The organism is Lentzea sp. NPDC054927 (assembly GCF_053610285.1).
This window is the reverse complement of the sequence record NZ_JBSGXZ010000033.1, coordinates 79,539-98,125: the sequence shown is the minus strand read 5'-3', so window position 1 is coordinate 98,125 and position 18,587 is coordinate 79,539. Positions and strand designations below refer to the sequence as shown.

The 18,587-nt window shown below is 68.4% G+C and carries 12 protein-coding genes; 2 read left to right on the top strand and 10 right to left on the bottom strand.

The window, feature by feature from the left end:
• Positions 1 to 6: 6 nt before the first annotated feature.
• Genes ftsW through ACWGE0_RS32850 form a run of 5 tightly spaced genes read right to left on the bottom strand, consistent with a single transcriptional unit; the run spans position 7 to position 6,907 of the window.
• Positions 7 to 1,473: a putative lipid II flippase FtsW gene (ftsW, locus tag ACWGE0_RS32870; protein WP_319968678.1), complete on the bottom strand. Its 1,467-nt coding sequence runs from the start codon at positions 1,471 to 1,473 to the stop codon at positions 7 to 9.
• On the bottom strand, positions 1,470 to 2,837 hold the full coding sequence (gene murD / locus ACWGE0_RS32865; RefSeq protein WP_452264794.1) for a UDP-N-acetylmuramoyl-L-alanine--D-glutamate ligase: 1,368 nt from the start codon (positions 2,835 to 2,837) through the stop codon (positions 1,470 to 1,472). The genes ftsW and murD overlap by 4 nt, the downstream gene beginning before the upstream one ends.
• Positions 2,838 to 2,841: 4 nt before the next feature.
• Positions 2,842 to 3,927 carry a phospho-N-acetylmuramoyl-pentapeptide-transferase gene (mraY, locus tag ACWGE0_RS32860; protein WP_253323429.1) on the bottom strand — a complete coding sequence of 362 codons (1,086 nt, stop codon included), beginning with the start codon at positions 3,925 to 3,927 and terminating at the stop codon, positions 2,842 to 2,844.
• A complete protein-coding gene (locus ACWGE0_RS32855) occupies positions 3,924 to 5,384 on the bottom strand; it encodes a UDP-N-acetylmuramoyl-tripeptide--D-alanyl-D-alanine ligase (protein ID WP_452264793.1) in 1,461 nt (486 codons plus the stop codon). Before ACWGE0_RS32855 ends, mraY begins: the two co-directional genes overlap by 4 nt.
• Positions 5,381 to 6,907 (bottom strand): UDP-N-acetylmuramoyl-L-alanyl-D-glutamate--2,6-diaminopimelate ligase, encoded by a 1,527-nt coding sequence (locus ACWGE0_RS32850; protein ID WP_452264792.1) that lies wholly within the window; start codon positions 6,905 to 6,907, stop codon positions 5,381 to 5,383. Before ACWGE0_RS32850 ends, ACWGE0_RS32855 begins: the two co-directional genes overlap by 4 nt.
• 276 nt (positions 6,908 to 7,183) lie before the next feature.
• On the opposite strand from ACWGE0_RS32850, the gene ACWGE0_RS32845 reads away from it, so the two are divergent.
• Together ACWGE0_RS32845 and ACWGE0_RS32840 are read left to right on the top strand one after the other, a co-directional pair.
• On the top strand, positions 7,184 to 7,933 hold the full coding sequence (locus tag ACWGE0_RS32845) for a universal stress protein (protein ID WP_452264791.1): 750 nt from the start codon (positions 7,184 to 7,186) through the stop codon (positions 7,931 to 7,933).
• Between the two features lie 43 nt (positions 7,934 to 7,976).
• Positions 7,977 to 13,121: an NACHT N-terminal helical domain 7-containing protein gene (locus tag ACWGE0_RS32840; RefSeq protein ID WP_452264790.1), complete on the top strand. Its 5,145-nt coding sequence runs from the start codon at positions 7,977 to 7,979 to the stop codon at positions 13,119 to 13,121.
• Here the strand turns inward: ACWGE0_RS32840 and ACWGE0_RS32835 are convergent.
• The 5 genes from ACWGE0_RS32835 to mraZ all read right to left on the bottom strand — a co-directional run bounded on the left by ACWGE0_RS32835 (position 13,118) and on the right by mraZ (position 18,547).
• Entirely contained in the window at positions 13,118 to 14,263 is a 1,146-nt protein-coding gene (locus ACWGE0_RS32835; RefSeq protein ID WP_452264789.1) for a putative glycoside hydrolase, read from the bottom strand. The two genes, ACWGE0_RS32840 and ACWGE0_RS32835, sit on opposite strands and share 4 nt — an antisense overlap.
• Before the next feature lie 247 nt (positions 14,264 to 14,510).
• Positions 14,511 to 16,421 (bottom strand): peptidoglycan D,D-transpeptidase FtsI family protein, encoded by a 1,911-nt coding sequence (locus tag ACWGE0_RS32830; RefSeq protein ID WP_452264788.1) that lies wholly within the window; start codon positions 16,419 to 16,421, stop codon positions 14,511 to 14,513.
• The gene (locus ACWGE0_RS32825; protein WP_452264787.1) at positions 16,421 to 16,999 is read right to left on the bottom strand and encodes a hypothetical protein; all 579 of its coding nucleotides are present in this window, start codon (positions 16,997 to 16,999) and stop codon (positions 16,421 to 16,423) included. Before ACWGE0_RS32825 ends, ACWGE0_RS32830 begins: the two co-directional genes overlap by 1 nt.
• Positions 16,996 to 17,949, bottom strand: coding sequence for a 16S rRNA (cytosine(1402)-N(4))-methyltransferase RsmH (rsmH, locus tag ACWGE0_RS32820; RefSeq protein ID WP_452264786.1), 954 nt, complete (start codon positions 17,947 to 17,949; stop codon positions 16,996 to 16,998). Before rsmH ends, ACWGE0_RS32825 begins: the two co-directional genes overlap by 4 nt.
• Positions 17,950 to 18,115: 166 nt before the next feature.
• Complete coding sequence (gene mraZ, locus ACWGE0_RS32815) at positions 18,116 to 18,547, bottom strand: division/cell wall cluster transcriptional repressor MraZ (RefSeq protein ID WP_086664612.1); 432 nt, start codon at positions 18,545 to 18,547, stop codon at positions 18,116 to 18,118.
• Positions 18,548 to 18,587 lie beyond the last annotated feature (40 nt).

Here is an 18,587-nt window from a genome sequence, read left to right as displayed (position 1 = left end):
GACTTCTCAGTTGTATCGACCGCGACCGCGGGTCGATCGGCCTTGCTCGGAACGGCTCTGGTTCACCCGCCGCGTTTCGCGGCGACGGTACTCCGACGGCGGTGCGGACCTTCCAGCCATACGACGTTCATCGACGACCGGAAGTTGCGCGGTGCGCCTGCCCGGTGCGCGCGGAGGGGTGGACGGACGGACCGGCTTGCGCTTGGGCGGCGGCCGGTACGCCTCGGGCGCCGGCAGCCTGAGCAGCCCGCCGACGCGACCGGGACCGAGCGACCGCAGCGCCGCCACGGCCTCGGGCTCGTGACGGGCGCAGTTCGCGAGGATGCCGAACACGATCATGGTGGTGACCACGGAGGTGCCGCCGGAGGAGATCATCGGCAGCGTGATGCCGGTGACCGGCAGCAGCCGCACGACGTAGCCGATGTTGATCGCGGCCTGCGCGACCAGCCACACCGTCAGCGTCGCCGACACGATCCGGATCCACGGGTCGGTGTTGCGCGAGGCGATCCGCAGGCCGACCCACGCGAGCCCGCCGAACAGCGCCAGCACCAGCGCGCACCCGACGAACCCGAGCTCCTCGCCGATGACGGCGAAGATGAAGTCCGACTCGACGTTGGGCAGGTACCGCCACTGCGAGCTGCCCTGCGCGAGCCCCTTGCCGAAGAACCCGCCCTCGGCCAGTGCGAACATCGCCTGCCGCGCCTGCAGACCCGCGCCCTGCGGGTCGGCGTTGGGGTCGAGGAACGACGTCACGCGCTGCAGCCGGTACGCGGCGCCGATCGCGAGCACGACGGCACCCGCCACCGCGCCACCGGCGATCACGCCGAACAGTCTCATCGGCGCGCCCACGAACCACAGCATGCTGATCAGCACCACGCCGAGCGTGATCGTGCCGCCGAGGTCGGGCTGCAGCATGACCAGCGCGAACACCAGCATCGCGACCGGCACGACGGGCACCAGCAGGTGGCGGTACTGCGACAGCAACGCCCGCTTGGTGACCAGGACGTGCGCGCCCCACAACGCCAGCGCGAGCTTCACGGCCTCGATCGGCTGGAACGAGATCGGCCCGAGCATGAACCACGACCGGGCGCCACCGCGGACGTCGCCCAGCGGCGTGAGCACGAGCGCCAGCAACACCACGCCGATGCCCATCGCGGCCGTCGACAGGTGCCGCAACCGCCGCAGCGGGAACCGCAGGACCAGCCAGAACAACACCGCGCCGATGCAGACGTAGATCAACTGCTTCTGGAACACGCTGTAGGCGGACACGCCCGACGCGACCTGTCCCGGCGCCGACGCCGACAGCACCATCACCAGGCCGAGCACGGTGAGCATGCCGAAGATCGCGAGCAGCAGGTGGAAGTCGGCGAGCGGACGGCTCAGCCACGCGGTCAGACCGCCGCGCAACGACGCGATGCGGCCCGCAGGCCGCACCTTGCGCTTGGATCTCGTCTTCTCCGCGACGACGCTCATCGGCCGATGAGCTCCTGCACCGCGGTCGTGAAGGCCTGGCCGCGATGGGCGTAGTCGGTGAACATGTCCATGGAGGCCGCCGCCGGCGCGAGCAGCACGGTGTCTCCCGGCTTCGCAAGTTCCTGAGCAGCCCGTACCGCGACGGTCATGGGCTCATCGTCCCCCGTGTCAAGCACACGAACGGGGACATCCGGCGCGTGTCGCGCGAGAGCGTCCGCAATGACCTGGCGATCCTGCCCGATCAGCACCGCGCCGCGCAGCCGGTGCGCCTCGGTCCGGACCATCTCCTCGACCGAAGCGCCCTTCAGGAGCCCGCCGGCGATCCAGACGACGCTGTCGAACGCCCGCAGCGACGCCACCGCGGCGTGCGGGTTCGTAGCCTTCGAGTCGTTGATGTAGTGGATGTCAGCACCGTCGACGGCGACCAGCACCGCGCGGTGCGCAGCCGGTTCGAACGCCTCCAAGCCTTCGCGCACAGCCTCGGACGGCACACCGTACGCACGCGCCAGAGCCGTCGCGGCGAGAGCGTCCGCGATGCCGGGAGGACCGGCCGGGCGGATCTTCGAAACCTCGACCAACGCCTCGTCGTCGGCGAACGCCCGGTCGACCAGCCAGCCGTCGCGCACGCCGAGCTGGCCGTCCTCCGGCTCGTCGAGCGTGAACCCGATCCGGTCACGGGCGGGCGAGGCCTCCAGCAGGTCGACGACGAGGTCGTCGTCGAGCCAGCCGATCGCCACGTCACCGGTGAGGATCCGGGCCTTGGCCTGCGCGTACGGCTGCATGCCGCCGTGCCAGTCGAGGTGGTCCTCCGCGAGGTTGAGCAGCGCGCCCGCCTGCGGTCGCACCGACGGCGCCCAGTGCAACTGGAAGCTGGACAGCTCCACGGCCAGCACCCGGCGTCCCGCGAGCAGCGCGTCCACCACGGGCAGACCCACGTTTCCGCAGGCCACGGCGTCCGCGCCGGCCGCGTGCAGGATCGACTCCAGCATGCCGACCGTTGTGGTCTTGCCGTTCGTGCCGGTCACCGCGAGCCACACCGGTGGGTCGGCCAGCTCGGCGGCCATCCGCCAGGCCAGCTCGACCTCGCCGATCACCTCGATGCCCGCCGACGCGGCGGCCGCGAGCAACGGGCTCGACGGCTGCCAGCCGGGACTCGTGACGACCAGCGAGGTCCCGGCAGGGGGTTCGGTCAGGCCGGGCACCAGCTCGACGCCTTCGAGCATGGTCTCCAGCGCGGCCAGTCGCTCCTGCGACGAGTCCGTCACCACGACCTCCGCGCCCGCCGCGAGCAACGCCTCCGCGGCGGACCGGCCGGTCACTCCAGCACCGGCGACCAGCACCTTTGTTCCGGCCAGCTTGGTCATAGTTCTAGAACCCGCCCGTCAGCCACTCGCTGTAGAACACGCCAAGCCCGAACATGCAGCAGATTCCGGCCATCAGCCAGAACCGGATGATGACAGTGGTTTCCGCCCAGCCAGCTAGCTCGAAGTGGTGGTGGAACGGCGCCATTCGGAACAGGCGCCGTCGTGAGGTGCGGAAGACCGCGACCTGCAACGCCACCGACAGCGCCTCGACCACGAACAGACCGCCGATGACGATCATCAGCAGCTCGGTGCGGGTCGCGATCGCGAGACCGGCGACCAGGCCGCCGAGCGCCAGCGAACCCGTGTCACCCATGAAGATCTTGGCCGGAGCGGCGTTCCACCAGAGGAAGCCGATGCAGCCCGCCATCGCGGCCGCGGCGATCACCGCCAGATCCAGCGGGTCTCGCACGTCGTAGCAGCCGGCCACGGCGTAGCTGGAGCAGTTGTAGCGGAACTGCCAGAACGAGATCACCACGTAGGTGCCGAACACCATCGCCGACGAGCCACCGGCCAGGCCGTCGAGGCCGTCGGTCAGGTTCACGGCGTTCGACCACGCGGCGACCATGCCGTAGCAGAAGACGATGAACCCGACGACGCCGAACGAGACCACGGTGATGTCGCGGACGAACGACAGGTTGACCGACGCGGGCGTCAGGCCGTCCTTGTTCGGGAACTGGAGCACCAGGATCGCGAACGTGATCGTCGCGATGAACTGGCCGACCAGCTTGGCGGTCTTGTTCAGGCCCAGGTTGCGCGCCTTGCGGATCTTGATGAAGTCGTCCAGGAAGCCGACGATGCCCAGCGACGTCGTCAGCATCAGCACGAGCAGGCCGGACGCCGTCGGGGTCTGCCCGGACGCCGAGGCCGACATCGAGTTCACGAGGTGCGTGCCGAGATAGCCGGCCCACATGGCGACCAGGATGGCGAGGCCACCCATGGTCGGCGTGCCGCGCTTGGTCTTGTGGTGCTGCGGACCGTCCTCGCGGATCTCCTGGCCGAAGCCCTGCCGGGAGAAGATCTTGATCAGGTAGGGCGTCAGCAGGATCGACACCGCGAGTGCGATCGCTGCCGCGATCAGGATGCTCTTCACTTGGTTCCTGCCTCCAGCAGGGCCTCGGCAATGCGCCACAGGCGGTAGGCGTTTGATGCCTTGACCAGCACGACGTCACCGGGCCGGATTTCCGCGCGCAGCAACGCGATCGCCGCGTCCGCGTCCGGCACCAGGACGGATTCTTCCCCCCAAGATCCTTCCAGGTGCGCCCCTTGGTGCATCGCGCGGGCCGCGTCACCGATGACGACCAGCTTGCTGATGTCCAGCCGCACCACGAGGCGGCCGATCTCGTCGTGCTCGCGCACCGCGTCGTCGCCCAGTTCCGCCATCGGGCCGAGCACGGCCCAGCTGCGGCGGGCGGGCGTGGTGGCGCGCGAGATCGTCGCGAGCGCCTTCAACGCCGCTCGCACCGAGTCCGGGTTCGCGTTGTACGCGTCGTCGACGACGGTCACGCCGTCGGGCCGGTCGGTGATCACCATGCGGTGCGCGGAAACCCGTTCGGCGGCGCCGAGTCGTTCGGCGACCTCGGCGGGCGTGGCACCCAGTTCGAGGGCGATGGCGGCGGCGACCAGCGCGTTGCCGACCTGGTGCAGGCCGTTCAGCGCGAGCTTGACCTGCGCGTCGCCCTGCGCGGTCTTCAATGTGAAGCTCGCGCGGGCCTGCTCGTCCAGCTCGATGTTCTCGGCGCGGACGTCGGCCTTCTGGTTCTCACCGACGAGAACGACCTTGGCCTTCGTGCGGCTCGCCATGCCCGCCACCAGCGGGTCGTCGGCGTTGAGGATCGCGACGCCGTCCTCCGGCAGCGACTCGATCAGCTCGCCCTTGCCCTGCGCGATGCCCTCGCGGGAACCGAACTCCGACAGGTGCGCGGTGCCGACGTTGAGCACGGCGCCGAACTTCGGCGGGGCGATCTCGCAGAGGTTCGCGATGTGGCCGATACCGCGCGCGGACAGCTCCAGCACCAGGAACTTCGTGTCCTCGGTGGCGCGCAGTGCGGTCCACGGGTGGCCGAGCTCGTTGTTGAACGACTCCGGCGGCGCGATCACGTCCCCGACCGGCCGCAGCACCTGCGCGATCAGGTCCTTCGTGGACGTCTTGCCGGCCGAGCCGGTGACGCCGACGATCGTGAGGTCCTGGAGCTGGTCGGTGACGTACCGCGCGAGCTTGGCCAGCGCGGCCAGCACCGCGGCGCCCTCGCCGGTCGTGTCGCCGGCCAGCACGTAAGCGTTGGCGTGCTTGGTCTCCACCGGCGGCGCGATCACCGCGGGGGCGTCGACCTCACGGCCGGCCAGCACGCCGGCGGCACCGCTCGCGACCGCCTGGGCGGCGAAGTCGTGGCCGTCCACGCGCTCACCGGGCAACGCCAGGAAGAGGCCGCCCTCGGTGACCTTGCGGGTGTCGAACTCGATGGAGCCCGTGACTGCCGGGCTGCCATCGGTTGCGTGCAACCGTCCGCCGACGATCTTCGCGATCTCGGCGAGCGTGAGTGCGATCAACGGTGAGCCTTTCTGATCGCGGCGGTCAGCGTCTCGACGTCCGAGAACGGGTGGATCACGCCGGCGATCTCCTGTCCCGTTTCGTGTCCCTTGCCGGCCACCACGACGACATCGCCCGGACGTGCGAGCTCGACGGCCTTCTCGATCGCGAGCCTCCGGTCGCCGATCTCGAGCACCTCGCCCCTGTTGTCGGCGGCGAGGGCGCCTTCGAGCATGGCGGCCCTAATAGAGGACGCGTCTTCGCTCCTCGGGTTGTCATCGGTGATGATCAACACCTCGGCGCGTTCCGCGGCGGCCTCGCCCATCAGCGGTCGTTTGGCCTTGTCGCGGTCACCGCCGCAGCCCAGCACGATGATCACCCGGCCGTCGGTCTTCGCGCGCACGGCGTCCAGCGCGAGGGCGACGGCGGCGGGCTTGTGCGAGTAGTCGACGACGGCGGTGAAGTCCTGGCCCTCGTCGACGCGCTGCATGCGGCCGGGGACCTGGACGTTCGTGAGGCCTTCCGCGATGGCTTCTTCCGAAATGCCCTCCGCGTGCAGGCAGGCGATCGCGAGCAGGGCGTTCGCGATGTTGAAGCTGCCGGCGAGCTGGAGGTGGATCTCGATGTCGCCGTCGGGCCCGTGCGCGATGAACGTCTGCTCGCCGGTCGGCGACACCTCGACGTTGCTCGCGGTCCAGGTGGCGGGCTTGGTGGTGGCGACGGTGATCGTGTGGTCGCGGACGAGACGGGGACCCCACTCGCCGTCGACGCAGACGATCTCCTTGCGCGCGCGGCCGTCGAACAGCTGCGCCTTCACCTCGAAGTACTCCTCCATCGAGGAGTGGAAGTCGAGGTGGTCCTGGCTGAGGTTCGTGAACGCGCCGATCTCGAACTCGGTGGCGGCGACACGGCCCAGTTCCAGCGCGTGGCTCGACACCTCCATCGCCACGTCGGTGATGCCGCGCTCAGCCATGACGGCGAACAGCGCCTGCAGGTCCGGCGCCTCGGGCGTGGTGTGCGAGCTGTCGAGCTGCTCGTCGCCGATGCGCGTGCCGACGGTGCCGATGAGGCCCGTCCGCTTCTTCGCGGCCCGGAGCACCGACTCGATCATGTACGTGGTGGTGGTCTTGCCGGACGTGCCGGTGACCCCCCACAGCTTGATCTTCGTCGACGGCTGGCCGTAGACGTGCGCGGCGAGCAGACCCACGACCTCGCGCGGCCGCGGGTGGATCAGCACGGGCACGTCCTTGAGGGACTCGCGCGCGGCACCGGCCTCGTCCGTCAGCACCGCGACGGCACCGTTGGCCAAGGCCGTCTCGGCGAAGTCGGCACCGTGCACACGGGCACCGGGCAGCGCCGCGTAGAGGTCTCCGGGGACCACGTGCTGTGCACGCAGAGTCACCCCCGTCACCTGGACGTCAGCATGCGCTGGCCTGGTCAGGTGCACGTCGGCAACCGCGGCGAGTGCGGCCACGGAAGCAGGGCGAATGGCGTTGGGGCGGGGCGGGGCGGTCGCGACCTTGCCCTCGAGCTTGGCAGGCACGGGCAAGAGGCTACCGGCGTGCGCGGAGTGGCCGAGCGGCGCGTTGGCAATCGGGTGATGATCTGCCGTGATAGGCCGTTCGAGTGGCCGTTTCGGGTGCTCTTCAGGGGTGAGCCCGTCCGGCCGAACAAGTTCATGCCCGCTTAGTGACTTCCGACCCTGTGGTCAGTTGTGTGCGCGCGGTGAGGTAGGGGGCGGCAGGAGGCGGCAATGAGAACACGCACGGCGGTGGAACCCAGGAGATTTTCTTTCTGGGCACCGGATTTCAGTCGTTCCGTGACGGTGGGCGTCGACACTTCCGAGTCCGCCTACCACGCGTTCGAGTGGGCGGCACGCCACGCGTGGTCACTCAGAACAGACCTCCAGGTGTACCTCGCGGACCCCGGCGACACGACGGTCCAGCGAGTCCTCGAACGACTCCCCATGCTCACCGCCCACTTCCGCCCGAGCGGTGACGACCCGGTGGCCGCACTGGTGAGGGCGTCGGACTCCAGCGCGACCTTGGTCTTGGGGTGCAAAGGAGAACAGCACCGCAGCCTGGGTCTGGGCTCCCTCGTCCTCCCGGTGTTGCGCCGCGCGCGGTGCGGAGTCGTGGTGGTGCGCGGACGACCCCCGGCAATCCGCGGCGAGTACGGCTGGATCACCGCTGCCGTCGGCGGGTGCGAGGACCCGGTCGTGCTGCGGCGCGCGGTCGAGTTCTGCCGCACCCGCCGAGCGTCACTGCGCCTGCTGCACGTCCACCCACCAGCCCAGCACGGCGTCTCCGTCCCCCGCGACGAGGCCGCGGTCCGCCGCGCCGTCCTGTTCCTGCGCACCACAGCCCCCGAGCTGACACCCGACGTTCTGGTGGAGTCGCGGCATCCGCACGAGGCCCTGGCCGCCCTGGACTCGGACCTGGTCGTGGTGGGGCGGGGTGGGCAGGGTGACGGGGTTGGGCTGATCACTCGTGCGGCGCTTTACCACGCGTCTTGTCCGGTGCTGGTGGCTCGGCCTGAGCCGATGCACGACGACCGGGTGACGCTCTAGCAAAGACTCGTTCGGCCGCGCACGAAGTCTTTAGCATGTGCCGATGCCGCCTGAGCCAGCGACAAATCTCCGCAGCGCGTTGAAGGTGCTCGGCCGGAACGACGCACTGTGGCTGGAAGATGTCGATGGCCAGCTCGGCAACGTCCTGACCGGTACCGAGCCGAGCAAGTCGATGCACGGCGTGTTCGGCTGGGTTGATCCGCACGGCGAGGTCTCCCCGCTGGTACGCCAGGCGATGAACCGCACTGTCGACGAGCTGCCGTCGATCAGCGGGCTCGTGCGCCGCCAACTCGTCTTCGCCGTGCACACCACATTGCTGACGGTGGCGTTCTTCGACGAGATTCGCCTGGCTTTGGGAAGCGGGACTCACCTCAGGCCACCGGACGCCGCCCGCTGGCATCAGGAAGACCGTTCATTCGTCTCGAACCTGTACTCGGACGACCTGCCCGCTCCTGCCGCGGTCACAAGCTTCTCCGCCCACCTCGTGGACGTCACGCTGTGGGCCTCCGACCGATGCGACCGGTTCCGTAAAGCCTTGCAACGGGAGCACCCATCCGCGGGTACGGCCCTCGCGCGCATCGATGCCGGCGAACTGACCGCAACGAGGTACGAAGCCGCGTATCGCTCTCTCGCCGCGCACATCCCCGAGTTCGCCCTGTGGGCGGGTCTCGGCGACCCCTCCCGCGGGTTCGCCCAGGTCCGCCATGTACCCGCGACCGATCCGCTGAAGGTGCTGCGCGACGCCAACGATGCCGTGCCGAACCAGCCTCTGGACCACGACCCGAGCACGCCGCCGCTCGGCCGGCTGTACGTCCGACCACGTTTCCGCACCGCCGTTGCGGATTCCACCGCCCGGCTGACCGATGACAACTGGTGGCCGGCGGAAGCCGAGCCGGCAGACGATGTCGACCTGCTGTTCGCCGCACATTTCAGCAGCACGCTGGCTCACAGCGTCCCACTGCTGGTGATCGGTGGCAGCGGAGCCGGCGCGTCGGTGCTGACCGAGATGCTCGCGGCGGCACCTCCCCTCGACTCGCTCGCCGTCGTGCGGGTGCCGTTGCGGTCGGCTGATCCGTTCGTGCCCGTCCTGGACCACGTCGAGGACGCGTTGTACGACCTCACCGACGGCAAAGTTACCTGGAGCGACCTCGACGGCGAGATGTGCGTCGTGGTGCTGGACGGGCTGCAGGACCTTCTGGTGTCCGGGGCGAACACCGACTACCTGTCCGAGGTCGTCCGGTTCCAGCGGATCGAGGCCTCGCAGGACCATCCGGTGGCGGTGGTGGTCACATTGCGCACCGAGTTCGTGGAGCGGGTGCTCATCCCGGACGGCACGCCGGTGGCGCGGCTGGAGGAATTCGACGACCGGCAGATCGGCCAGTGGCTCGACCACTGGAACCGAGCGACCACCGGTACCACCCGGCGCCCGCTCAGTCTGGAGACCGCACTCGCCCACAGGTCGCTCACCCGGCAACCGCGGTTGCTGATGATGCTCGCTTCGTACCTGAGCGACCGATCGGTGCTGTCGTCCGACGCCGGCCTCCACACGGAGGTTCTCTTGGGGCGCATGATCCGGCGCTTCACGCGTCAGGCGACCGCGAACGCGCCCGTGCTCGCCATCGCCGCGATCGGCATGTTCAACCGCAGCGACCAGCGGATCTCCGAACTGGACCTCCTCGACGACCTGGCCGCGCTCGGGCACGAGGTCGAGATGGTCGACGAGTCCGTGCTGAGCCACGGCCCGCTCGCCGACCACCAGATCGCGGCGTTCCTCCTGGAAGGACTGACGACGCGCTGGGCGGAAGACCTGTTGTTCCCGCTGCTCTCCCATCGTCTTCTCGCCGCGCAGCCGCAGATCCTGTCGTCGGTGCTCGGCCTGGCCGCGGACCTTGGCGACGACGGACGGCGAACGCTGACCCACGCCGTGGACGAACTGGTCCGGCGATCGCTCGAGGTCCGCGGGAGCGCTCGGTACGCCCGATACCAGCCCACCTCGCCATCCCCAGCCCTCGCCATGGCGACGTACTCGGCCAACCTGGCCCTGTTGCGGCTGCACCTGGCAGCAGACGCACCGTTCTCACCGGGCCGTCAGCTTCTCGACCTGTGGCGTGCCGAGGGATTGCGCGAACTCGACTCGATCGTCGTGATCGAGAACGAGACCATCGTCCGACGGGCGGTGCGACGGAAACAGATCACACCAGAGTCCCCTCGCACCGGGATCGAGCTGGTGCACCGGGCGCTGCTCTCACTCAGCAGCTCGGTCGAGCACATCAGCTGGTCCTCGGACGGAAGGCTGTTGGCAACCAACTCCGGCAGCGGTGTTGACCTGTGGGAGATCGCCGACGACCTGACATCGCGGCCGATCGAGTCCTTCGGGTGGGCGGCAGATGTCGCATGGCACCCGAGTTCGTCGATCGCGGCGATCGTGCAGAGCAGGACCGCCCTGTATCAGTTGGAAGGCCCCGAACAGGCCACCCACGAGGTGATCCTCACCGGACCTGGCGCCACGGAGCCACGCGAACTCTGCTCCACGGGCCCGGAAACCCAGGTCAGCTGGTCGCCTGACGGCACAGTCCTCGCACTGATCACGCCTCAACGCCTGAAGATCATCAACGTCGCCTCCCGCAACACGGTGGCCGAGGGGGTGGTCGAGTACCCACCAAAGCGCCGGAAGAAGCACCGCCCGCGACCACAGTGGACAGCGGACGGCGACCAAATCGTGATCACGCATGGAACCAACATGCTCGTGTTCGTCTTGCCAGAACTGAGGGCTGCGAACGGCATGGAATCCAGCGAGAACGTGTTGGAGGTCTTTGTTTCCGCGGAGTCACGCGCCATCGGCGTGCTGACGCTAGACGGTGGAACCGGTGTGGAGATCTTCGACCTCAGCTCGTTCAAAGGGCTGGCCGTGCTGGAAGGGCACACCAAACGCGTAGTGAGCGCCAAGTTCTCACCGGACGGCAACTTCCTCGCCACGATGTCGATGGACAACACGGTCCGGATCTGGCGAGCCCGCGACTGGTACTGCGTCGCGACCCAGCCGCGTGAGAACGTCGACCGCCCAGGCGGGCTCGCGTTCCACCCCACCCAGCCGCTGCTCGCTGTCACCAACGGCAAGAAGGTCGACGTCGTTCGCCTCGACTACGCGGTTCTGGACAACGTCGGCGCAGCGAAAACCGCCCGCCGCTACGTCAACGCCAAGATCGTGCTCGTAGGCGACACCGGCGTCGGTAAGTCCGGCCTGGGGCTCGTGCTCAGCGGTCAGCCGTTCGCTCCGACCGACTCGACTCACGGTCGCAACGTGTGGACCTTCGAGAAGTCCCACGCGACCATGCCGTCGGGCGACGTCCAGACCCGCGAGACGCTGCTCTGGGACCTCGCCGGCCAGCCCGGCTACCGGATGGTGCACCAACTGCACCTGAACGAAGTCGCTGTCGCACTGGTGGTGTTCGACGCGCGCAGCGAGACCGATCCGTTCGCCGGTGTCCACTACTGGAGCCGGGCACTCGCGCAGGCACGCCGGCTCGACGACATGGCGGCTGTCCGGTTGCGCGTCTACCTCGTCGCCGCGCGGGCGGACCGCGGCACCTCGGCCGTGAGCCGGGAACGAATCGACGCGACCGTCCAGGCGCTCGGGTTCGACGGATACTTGGAGACCAGCGCCAAGGAGGGCTGGGGCGTTGACGACCTGATCCGCAGCGTCCGCGACGGCATCGACTGGGACGCGCTGCCGGTGGTCAGCTCGACGGCGCTGTTCGAGGCGATCAAGGACTTCGTGCTGGAAGAGAAGCAGCAGGGCGGGATTCTGTCCACCGTGGACGATCTGATGCGCGGATTCCGACGCACGCGGCCGGACACGCCCGAGGCCGACCTGGCGGACGGGTTCGCTGTCTGCATCGGGCGCTTAGAGAGCGTTGGCGTTGTGCGGCGCATGTCGTACGGCGACTTCGTGCTGCTGCGACCCGAGTTGCTCGACTCCTACGCCTCGTCGTTGGTGGAGGCTGCCAAGAATGAGCCGGACGGCATGGGTTTCGTCAAGGAAGAAGACGCGCTTGAAGGGCGTTTCCGGATCCCAGAGTCCGAACGGCTGACCAACCCGAAGCAGGAACGAGTCCTGCTCAACGCCGTGGTCCAGGAGCTGCTGCGCAGGGAGATCGCACTCAAGGAGATCACCGACCGGGAGGTTGACCTGATCTTCCCGTCGCAGTTCACCAAGGAACGGCCGGACGCACCGGAGCTGCCTGGCCAGGACGTGGTGTTCACCTTCACCGGTTCCCTCTACTCGATCTACTCGACCCTCGCGGTGCGGCTGTCGCACTCGCGGTTCTTCCGGAGGGACGAGATGTGGCACAACTCCGCCTGCTACCGAGCGGACGCGGGAGGGACGTGCGGGATCGCCGTCCGGGAGATCGTCGAGGGCGAGGGCGAGCTCGTCCTGTTCTACGACGAACAAATCCAGCCGATCGTGCGAAGGCAGTTCGAGGCTTACGTCGTCGAGCATCTCGAGCAACGGGCTGGCAACGTCGTGATGCGCCGGGTACGGCGATGCGCGCCGTGCGACTACGCGATCGACGACGAGGTGGTGCGGCGCAGGCTGAGCCGCGGGTTGACGACGGTGATCTGCCAGCTCTGCGATCGCCCGGTCTCGCTGGTCGACGATCAACCCGAGGTCGGGGACGTCCGGCCCGCGGTCGCGGAGATGAACTCACACGCCGACGCGCAGCGCGACCAGGACGTCATCGCGGTCAAGCTGAAAGGCAAGCGCGACACGGGCGCATACGACGTCTTCCTGTGCCACAACGAGCTGGACAAGCCGAAGGTGCTGGAGATCGCGGCACGTCTGGAGGCTCTCGGTCTCCTCCCCTGGCTCGACGTCCACGACATCCCACCCGGCTCCCACTGGCAGGGCGCCATGGCCGACGGCATCGCGGCGAGCAAGGCCGCGGCTGTGGTCATCGGCCCTGGTGGCCGGGGCCGATGGCGCGAAGCCGAGCTGGAACTGATCCAGGACCTGGCGCTGGGCACCGAGAAGCCGGTCATCCCCGTGATCCTCAGCGGGACGGAGGGCGATCCGGACTTCCCTGGGTTTCTGCGCATCCGGTCCGCGATCGACATGCGCAGGACCTACCCTGACCCGTTTGAGCAGTTGGTCTGGGGGATCACCGGCGAGCAGCCTCGGTGGGGTTAGCAGGGCTTGCGCAGCACTGAGCCGGTTGTGCCCGCCAAGGCGACGAAGGTGACCGGGGCGCCGTTTTCGTTGGTGTGGGTCTCGGGGAGCCGGATGGTCACGGCGCCGGTGCCGGTTTTGTTGGCGTTGACGAGCACGGTGCCGCACTCGAAGTCGCGCTGGTGCACGTTGGTGGCCACCTCGTGGTGTTCGCCGAGGGGCTTGCCCAGGTCCCAGTCGTATTCGGTGCGCCATTCGGAGGGGTTGTCGTAGCGGTCGGTCTCCTCGATCTCGGAGATCGCCGCGTGCTCGCCCTTGGCCAGCAGGTAGCTGGCGAAGGCGTAGCGGAAGGGTTGTTCGGCGCCGCTGTGGTGGGGTTGGACCCAGGTGATCTTGCCCTTGGCCTCGTTGGCGGTGATCTGGGCCAGCTGGCGGCTCCAGCCCTGCGGGTATTCGGAGAGCAGGTCGTTGTCGTTGAAGGTCAGCCACCACTCGTCGAAGCCGCCGTCGAGGTGTTCGACGTAGGTGTCCCAGGCGCCCTCGTAGAGACGGGCGTTGGACATGTTCGCGACGGTTTTGAGGCCCGCGTCGACGAACTTCTGGCGGGTGTTGGCGAGCATTGAGCGGTAGGCGTCGCGCATCGACTCGTCGGTGCGGTAGTTCGAAGGACAGACGCCGTCGTGGTAGGTGTCGCAGGCGAACAGGGCGTTGTCCATGAACACGCCGTCGAAGGCCTTGCTGGAGGCGATCACGTTGTCGGCCCAGGCGTTCTGGTAGCCGGGGTTGCCGACGTCCATCTGCCAGTGGCCGTCATAGCCGTTGTACTCGAAGCGCCGACCGTTCGGACCGAGAAGAAACCACTCGGGGTGATTGTTCGAGGCCTCGCAGTAACCGACGCCGGCGGGGAGAGCGGAATCGTCGGTGCCGTTCGAGCAGGCGTAGCTGCGGGTCGAGGAGAGGTCCTTGTAGACGAAGGTCTGGATCTTGGGATTGGCCGCCTTGAGCTTCTTGGCAAGATCGCTTTCCCAGGCGTTGAGCACGACGTACGAGCGTCGCTGCGCCTCCAGATTGATCATTTCGTCGGACGCGGGAGTGCTGTTCATGTGGAGCCAGTACGACTTCGCGGTCCACTCGACTTCTTCTGCTTGAGCTGCGGGAACCATGGTCACCGCCATTGTGCCCGCCAAGATCAAATAGCTGAATGAACGCACGCTGAACCCCATCTCGCCTTGCTCTCCGGTTTCGGAGTATTAGACGTGATGGAATGCGTCTCATTACGAAAAAGTGAAGTGCGGTATTTCACTGTTAAAGAATGAAATTGCTCATTGCCACGCGTGGGCGTGTCTCAGATCACTTGCAAAAGGGCCGCGCATCACCAACAATGCGCGGCCCGAAAATGATCTGGCAACTCTAGAGCTGCAGCTGCACGAACGGCGTCTGCTCGGCCGACATCGGCACCTGGAACCGCTGGGTCAGGAACGCGGCGATGTCGTGGAACAGGGGCGCGGCCGACGAGCTGAACTGGGTGCCGTGCGGGCCGTCGAGCATGATGCCGACGACGTAGCGCGGGTTGTCGGCCGGGAGGATGCCGGCGAACGTGATCCAGTACTCGGACTGCGAGTAGCACTTGCAGACCGGGTCGATCTGCTGGGCCGTGCCGGTCTTGCCCGCGATCTGGTAGCCGGGCAGGGCTGCCTGCCGGCCGGTGCCGTTCTGGTTCGCGTCGCGCGGGTCGGTCTGGGCGACGTAGCGGAACATGTCGCGGACGATCTTCGCGCTCTCCGGCGACACCACGCGGACGCCGTCGGGGCGGGGCTTCTCGGAGCGGGCGCCCTCCTCGCCGATCTCGGCGCGGATCAGCCGCGGCGGGATGCGGACGCCGTCGTTGGCGATGGCCTGGTACATGCCGGTCATCTGCAGCAACGTCATCGAGAGACCCTGGCCGATCGGCAGGTTGCCGAACGTCGAGCCGGACCACTGGTTCAGCGGCGGCACGACACCGGACTCCTCGGCGGGGACGCCGGACTGGGTGCGCTTGCCGAGGCCGAACTTCTGCAGCATCTCGGCGTAGCGCTCCTTGCCGACCTCCTGGGCGGCGAGCAGCGTGCCGACGTTCGAGGACTTCGCGAACACGCCGGTGAACGACATGGGCACGGTCCCGTGGTTCCACGCGTCCTTGATCGTGCGGTCGGCGACCTTCAGCGACCCCGGCACCTGCAGCACGTCGTCCGGCTTGAACAGGCCGTACTCGACGGCGGCGGCGGCCGTGACGATCTTGTTCACCGAGCCCGGCTCGAAGCTCGACGCCACCGCGGCGTTGCGCTTCTGGTCCTCCGACGCCTTGCCGAAGTCGGTCGGGTCGTAGGTCTTGTCGTTGGCCATGGCGACGATCTCGCCGGTGCGGCTGTCCAGCACGACGGCGGACGCCGACTTGGCGCCCGACTTCTTGGCGTAGTCGGTGACCAGGCGCTGGACGGCGTACTGGGTGTCGATGTCGATCGTCAGCTCGAGGCTCTTGCCTGGCTGCGGCTTCACGAGCTCGCGCTCGGTGTTCGGGATGACCAGGGTGTCGTCACCGGACATCGTGTCGACCACGCGGCGGCCCATGCGGCCGGCGAGGACGTTGTCCGCGGCGTTCTCCAGCCCGAGGATGCCCTGGGTGGTCGGCGGCTTCTCGTCCTGGCGCCAGTTCGCGGCACCGATGATGTTCGACGCCAGTTCGCCGTTGGGGTAGATGCGCTTCGAGCGGTACTCGGAACCGATCTCCGCCGGGAACTTCGCGACGATCTTCGCGGCCTTGGCCGGCTCGGCTTCCTTGACCAGCACCTCGTAGCTGATGTCCTCGACGAGCTGCCGGTAGACGCTTTCCTCGTCGGTCTTCTCGCCGTTGACCTCAGGACCGAGCGTCGACGAGATGAACTTCGCGACCTCACGCGCATGGTCGTCGTAGGACAGCGGGTACTGCTCCGGGTCCTTCGCGCGGGCTTCGTCCCAGGTCTTGCGGGCCCGCTGCGGCAGGACGTAGAGCGCGCGCACCTCGATCGAGAACGCGAGCTGGTTGCCGTTGCGGTCCAGGATCGAACCGCGCTCGGCTGGGATGTCGAGGCGCGTCGTGCGCTGCTTCTGCGCCTGCTGTGAGAGCTCGTCGGCCTGCAGGCCCTGCACCTGCACGAGCTTCACGCCCGCGATCAGCAACGCGCCGATCAGCAGGATGCGGCCGACGGCGATGCGCACCTTGCTGTTGCCACCCGTGCGCGCGGCCGGGCGAGAGCCGCGCACCGACAACGGGCGGCGCTGCCCTCGCTGCTGCGGACCGGGCATCAGCCACCCGCCGGAGGAGTCGTGGTTCCGGCAGGCGGCGTCTGACCGGCGGGCGGCGGCTGCTCCGTGGACGGCGGAGGCGGCGGCGTCGACTTGGTCGGCGCGCTCGGCTTGCCGAACTCCTCGACCGTGCCGTCCGGGTTCTGCCGCAACCGCGCCGGGTTCGACGGCTCGACCAGGCCCATCTCACCTGCCCGGCGGGCGAGGTCGGTCGGCGACTCGAGCAGTGCCACCTCCCGGCGCAGCTGCTCCATCTGCAACGTCAGCTTCTCCGCCTCCGCCCGCGCTTCCTGCAGGCGGTAGGTGTCGGCGGCGGCCTGGGTCGAGAAGTACATGATCCCGGCGACGCCCGCACCGAGCACGAGCATCACGAGCACGACGAACGGAGCCTTGGACACGGCCTTCTGCTGCGGCGAGGCGGTGCCGTTGCGCAGGTTCTGGGCGCGCTGGGCACGACGGGCGTAGGCGCGCTCGGCACCCGCGGTCCGCCGGCGGGCCTTGTCCCGGTCGTTGCGGTCGTCACGGTCCTTCGAGGGGTCGCGGGGCGACGGTCCGCCGACCCGTGCGGGTGCCGTCATCTCGGTTCTCCGATCCGTTCCGCCGCACGCAGCCGCACCGGCGCCGCACGCGGGTTGTCCTCGATTTCCTGCTCCGACGCGAGCTCCGCGCCCTTCGTGAGCAACTTGACCTCTGGCCCGTGGCCCGGCAGTTCGACCGGCAGACCCTGCGGCGTCTTCGACTTCGCCAGCTCCGCGAGCGCCTGCTTCACCATCCGGTCCTCGAGGGACTGGTACGACTCGACGACGATGCGCCCGCCCATGCCCAGCACGCCCAAGGCGGCGGGCAGCGCCAGTCGCAACGACTCCAGCTCGCCGTTGACCTCGATCCGCAACGCCTGGAACGTGCGCTTCGCCGGATGCCCGCCCGTGCGCCGGGACGCCGCGGGCACCACCGCGTAGAGCAGCTCGACGAGCCGCCCCGAGTTGGTGAACGGCTCCTTCTCGCGCTCGCGCAGCACCGCCGAGGCGATCTTGCCCGCGAACCGCTCCTCGCCGTACGTGGAGAGGATCCGCGCGAGGTCGCCGTGCGCGTACGTGTTGAGCACGTCCGCCGCCGTCATGCCGGTGCCCTTGGACATCCGCATGTCCAGCGGCGCGTCCTTCGAGTACGCGAACCCGCGCTCTTCCTCGTCCAGCTGCAACGAGGACACGCCGAGGTCCATCAGCACACCGTCCACATGCGAGTAGCCGAGCTCTTCCACGGCTTCGTCGATGTGGTCGTAGGTGACGTTGACGAGGTGCACTCGGTCGCCGTGGCGGGCGAGCCGCTTCGAGGCCATCTCGATGGCCTGCGGGTCGCGGTCGAGTCCGATGAGGGTGAGCTCGGGATGGGCGCTCAACAACGCGTCGGAGTGGCCGCCCATGCCGAGCGTCGTGTCGACGACGACGGCGGGCTTGCCGGAGAGCGCTGGAGCGAAGAGTTCCAGGACGCGGTCCAGCAGCACCGGAACGTGCCGCGGCTGATCCATCGTCCCTCTACTCCCCTGATGCGCGTTCGGGTGACGTCAGGTCCCCGCCCGCCCGTCGAACCTGGCGCCGGGGAAGGTGCGCCAGGGCCGATAGTCGAGCGGACCGAGGCCTCACGGCACCCGAATCGCGTGTGGAACATCCGGCCTGTTGCTCGGCTGACCGCCATCAGAAGACGCCCGGTATGACCTCCTCGCGAGCCTCGGCGTAGCCGTCCTCATGCTCTTCGAGATAGGTCTGCCAGGCCGTCGCGTCCCAGATCTCCATCCTGGTGAACGCGCCGACGACCACGCACTCCTTGGTCAACCCGGCATACCGGCGCAGTTCCGGTGCGATCAGAACGCGGCCCTGACCGTCCGGACGCTGCTCGTCCGTACCCGCGAACAGATACCGCTGATAGGCGCGTACGGCGTCGTTGGTGAACGGCGCCTCGGCGACTTTCCTCGCCATCTGCTCGAACTCAGCCCGGGGAAACACGTACAGGCAGTGGTCCTGGCCCTTGGTGACCATGAGACCTCCCGCCAGTTCGTCCCGGAACTTCGCAGGCAGTGTCAGCCGACCTTTGTCGTCCAGGCGCGGGTAGTGAGTGCCGAGGAACACGGCAGCCACCTCCCTTGCCGGGCGACGAGACCGGCAGTGG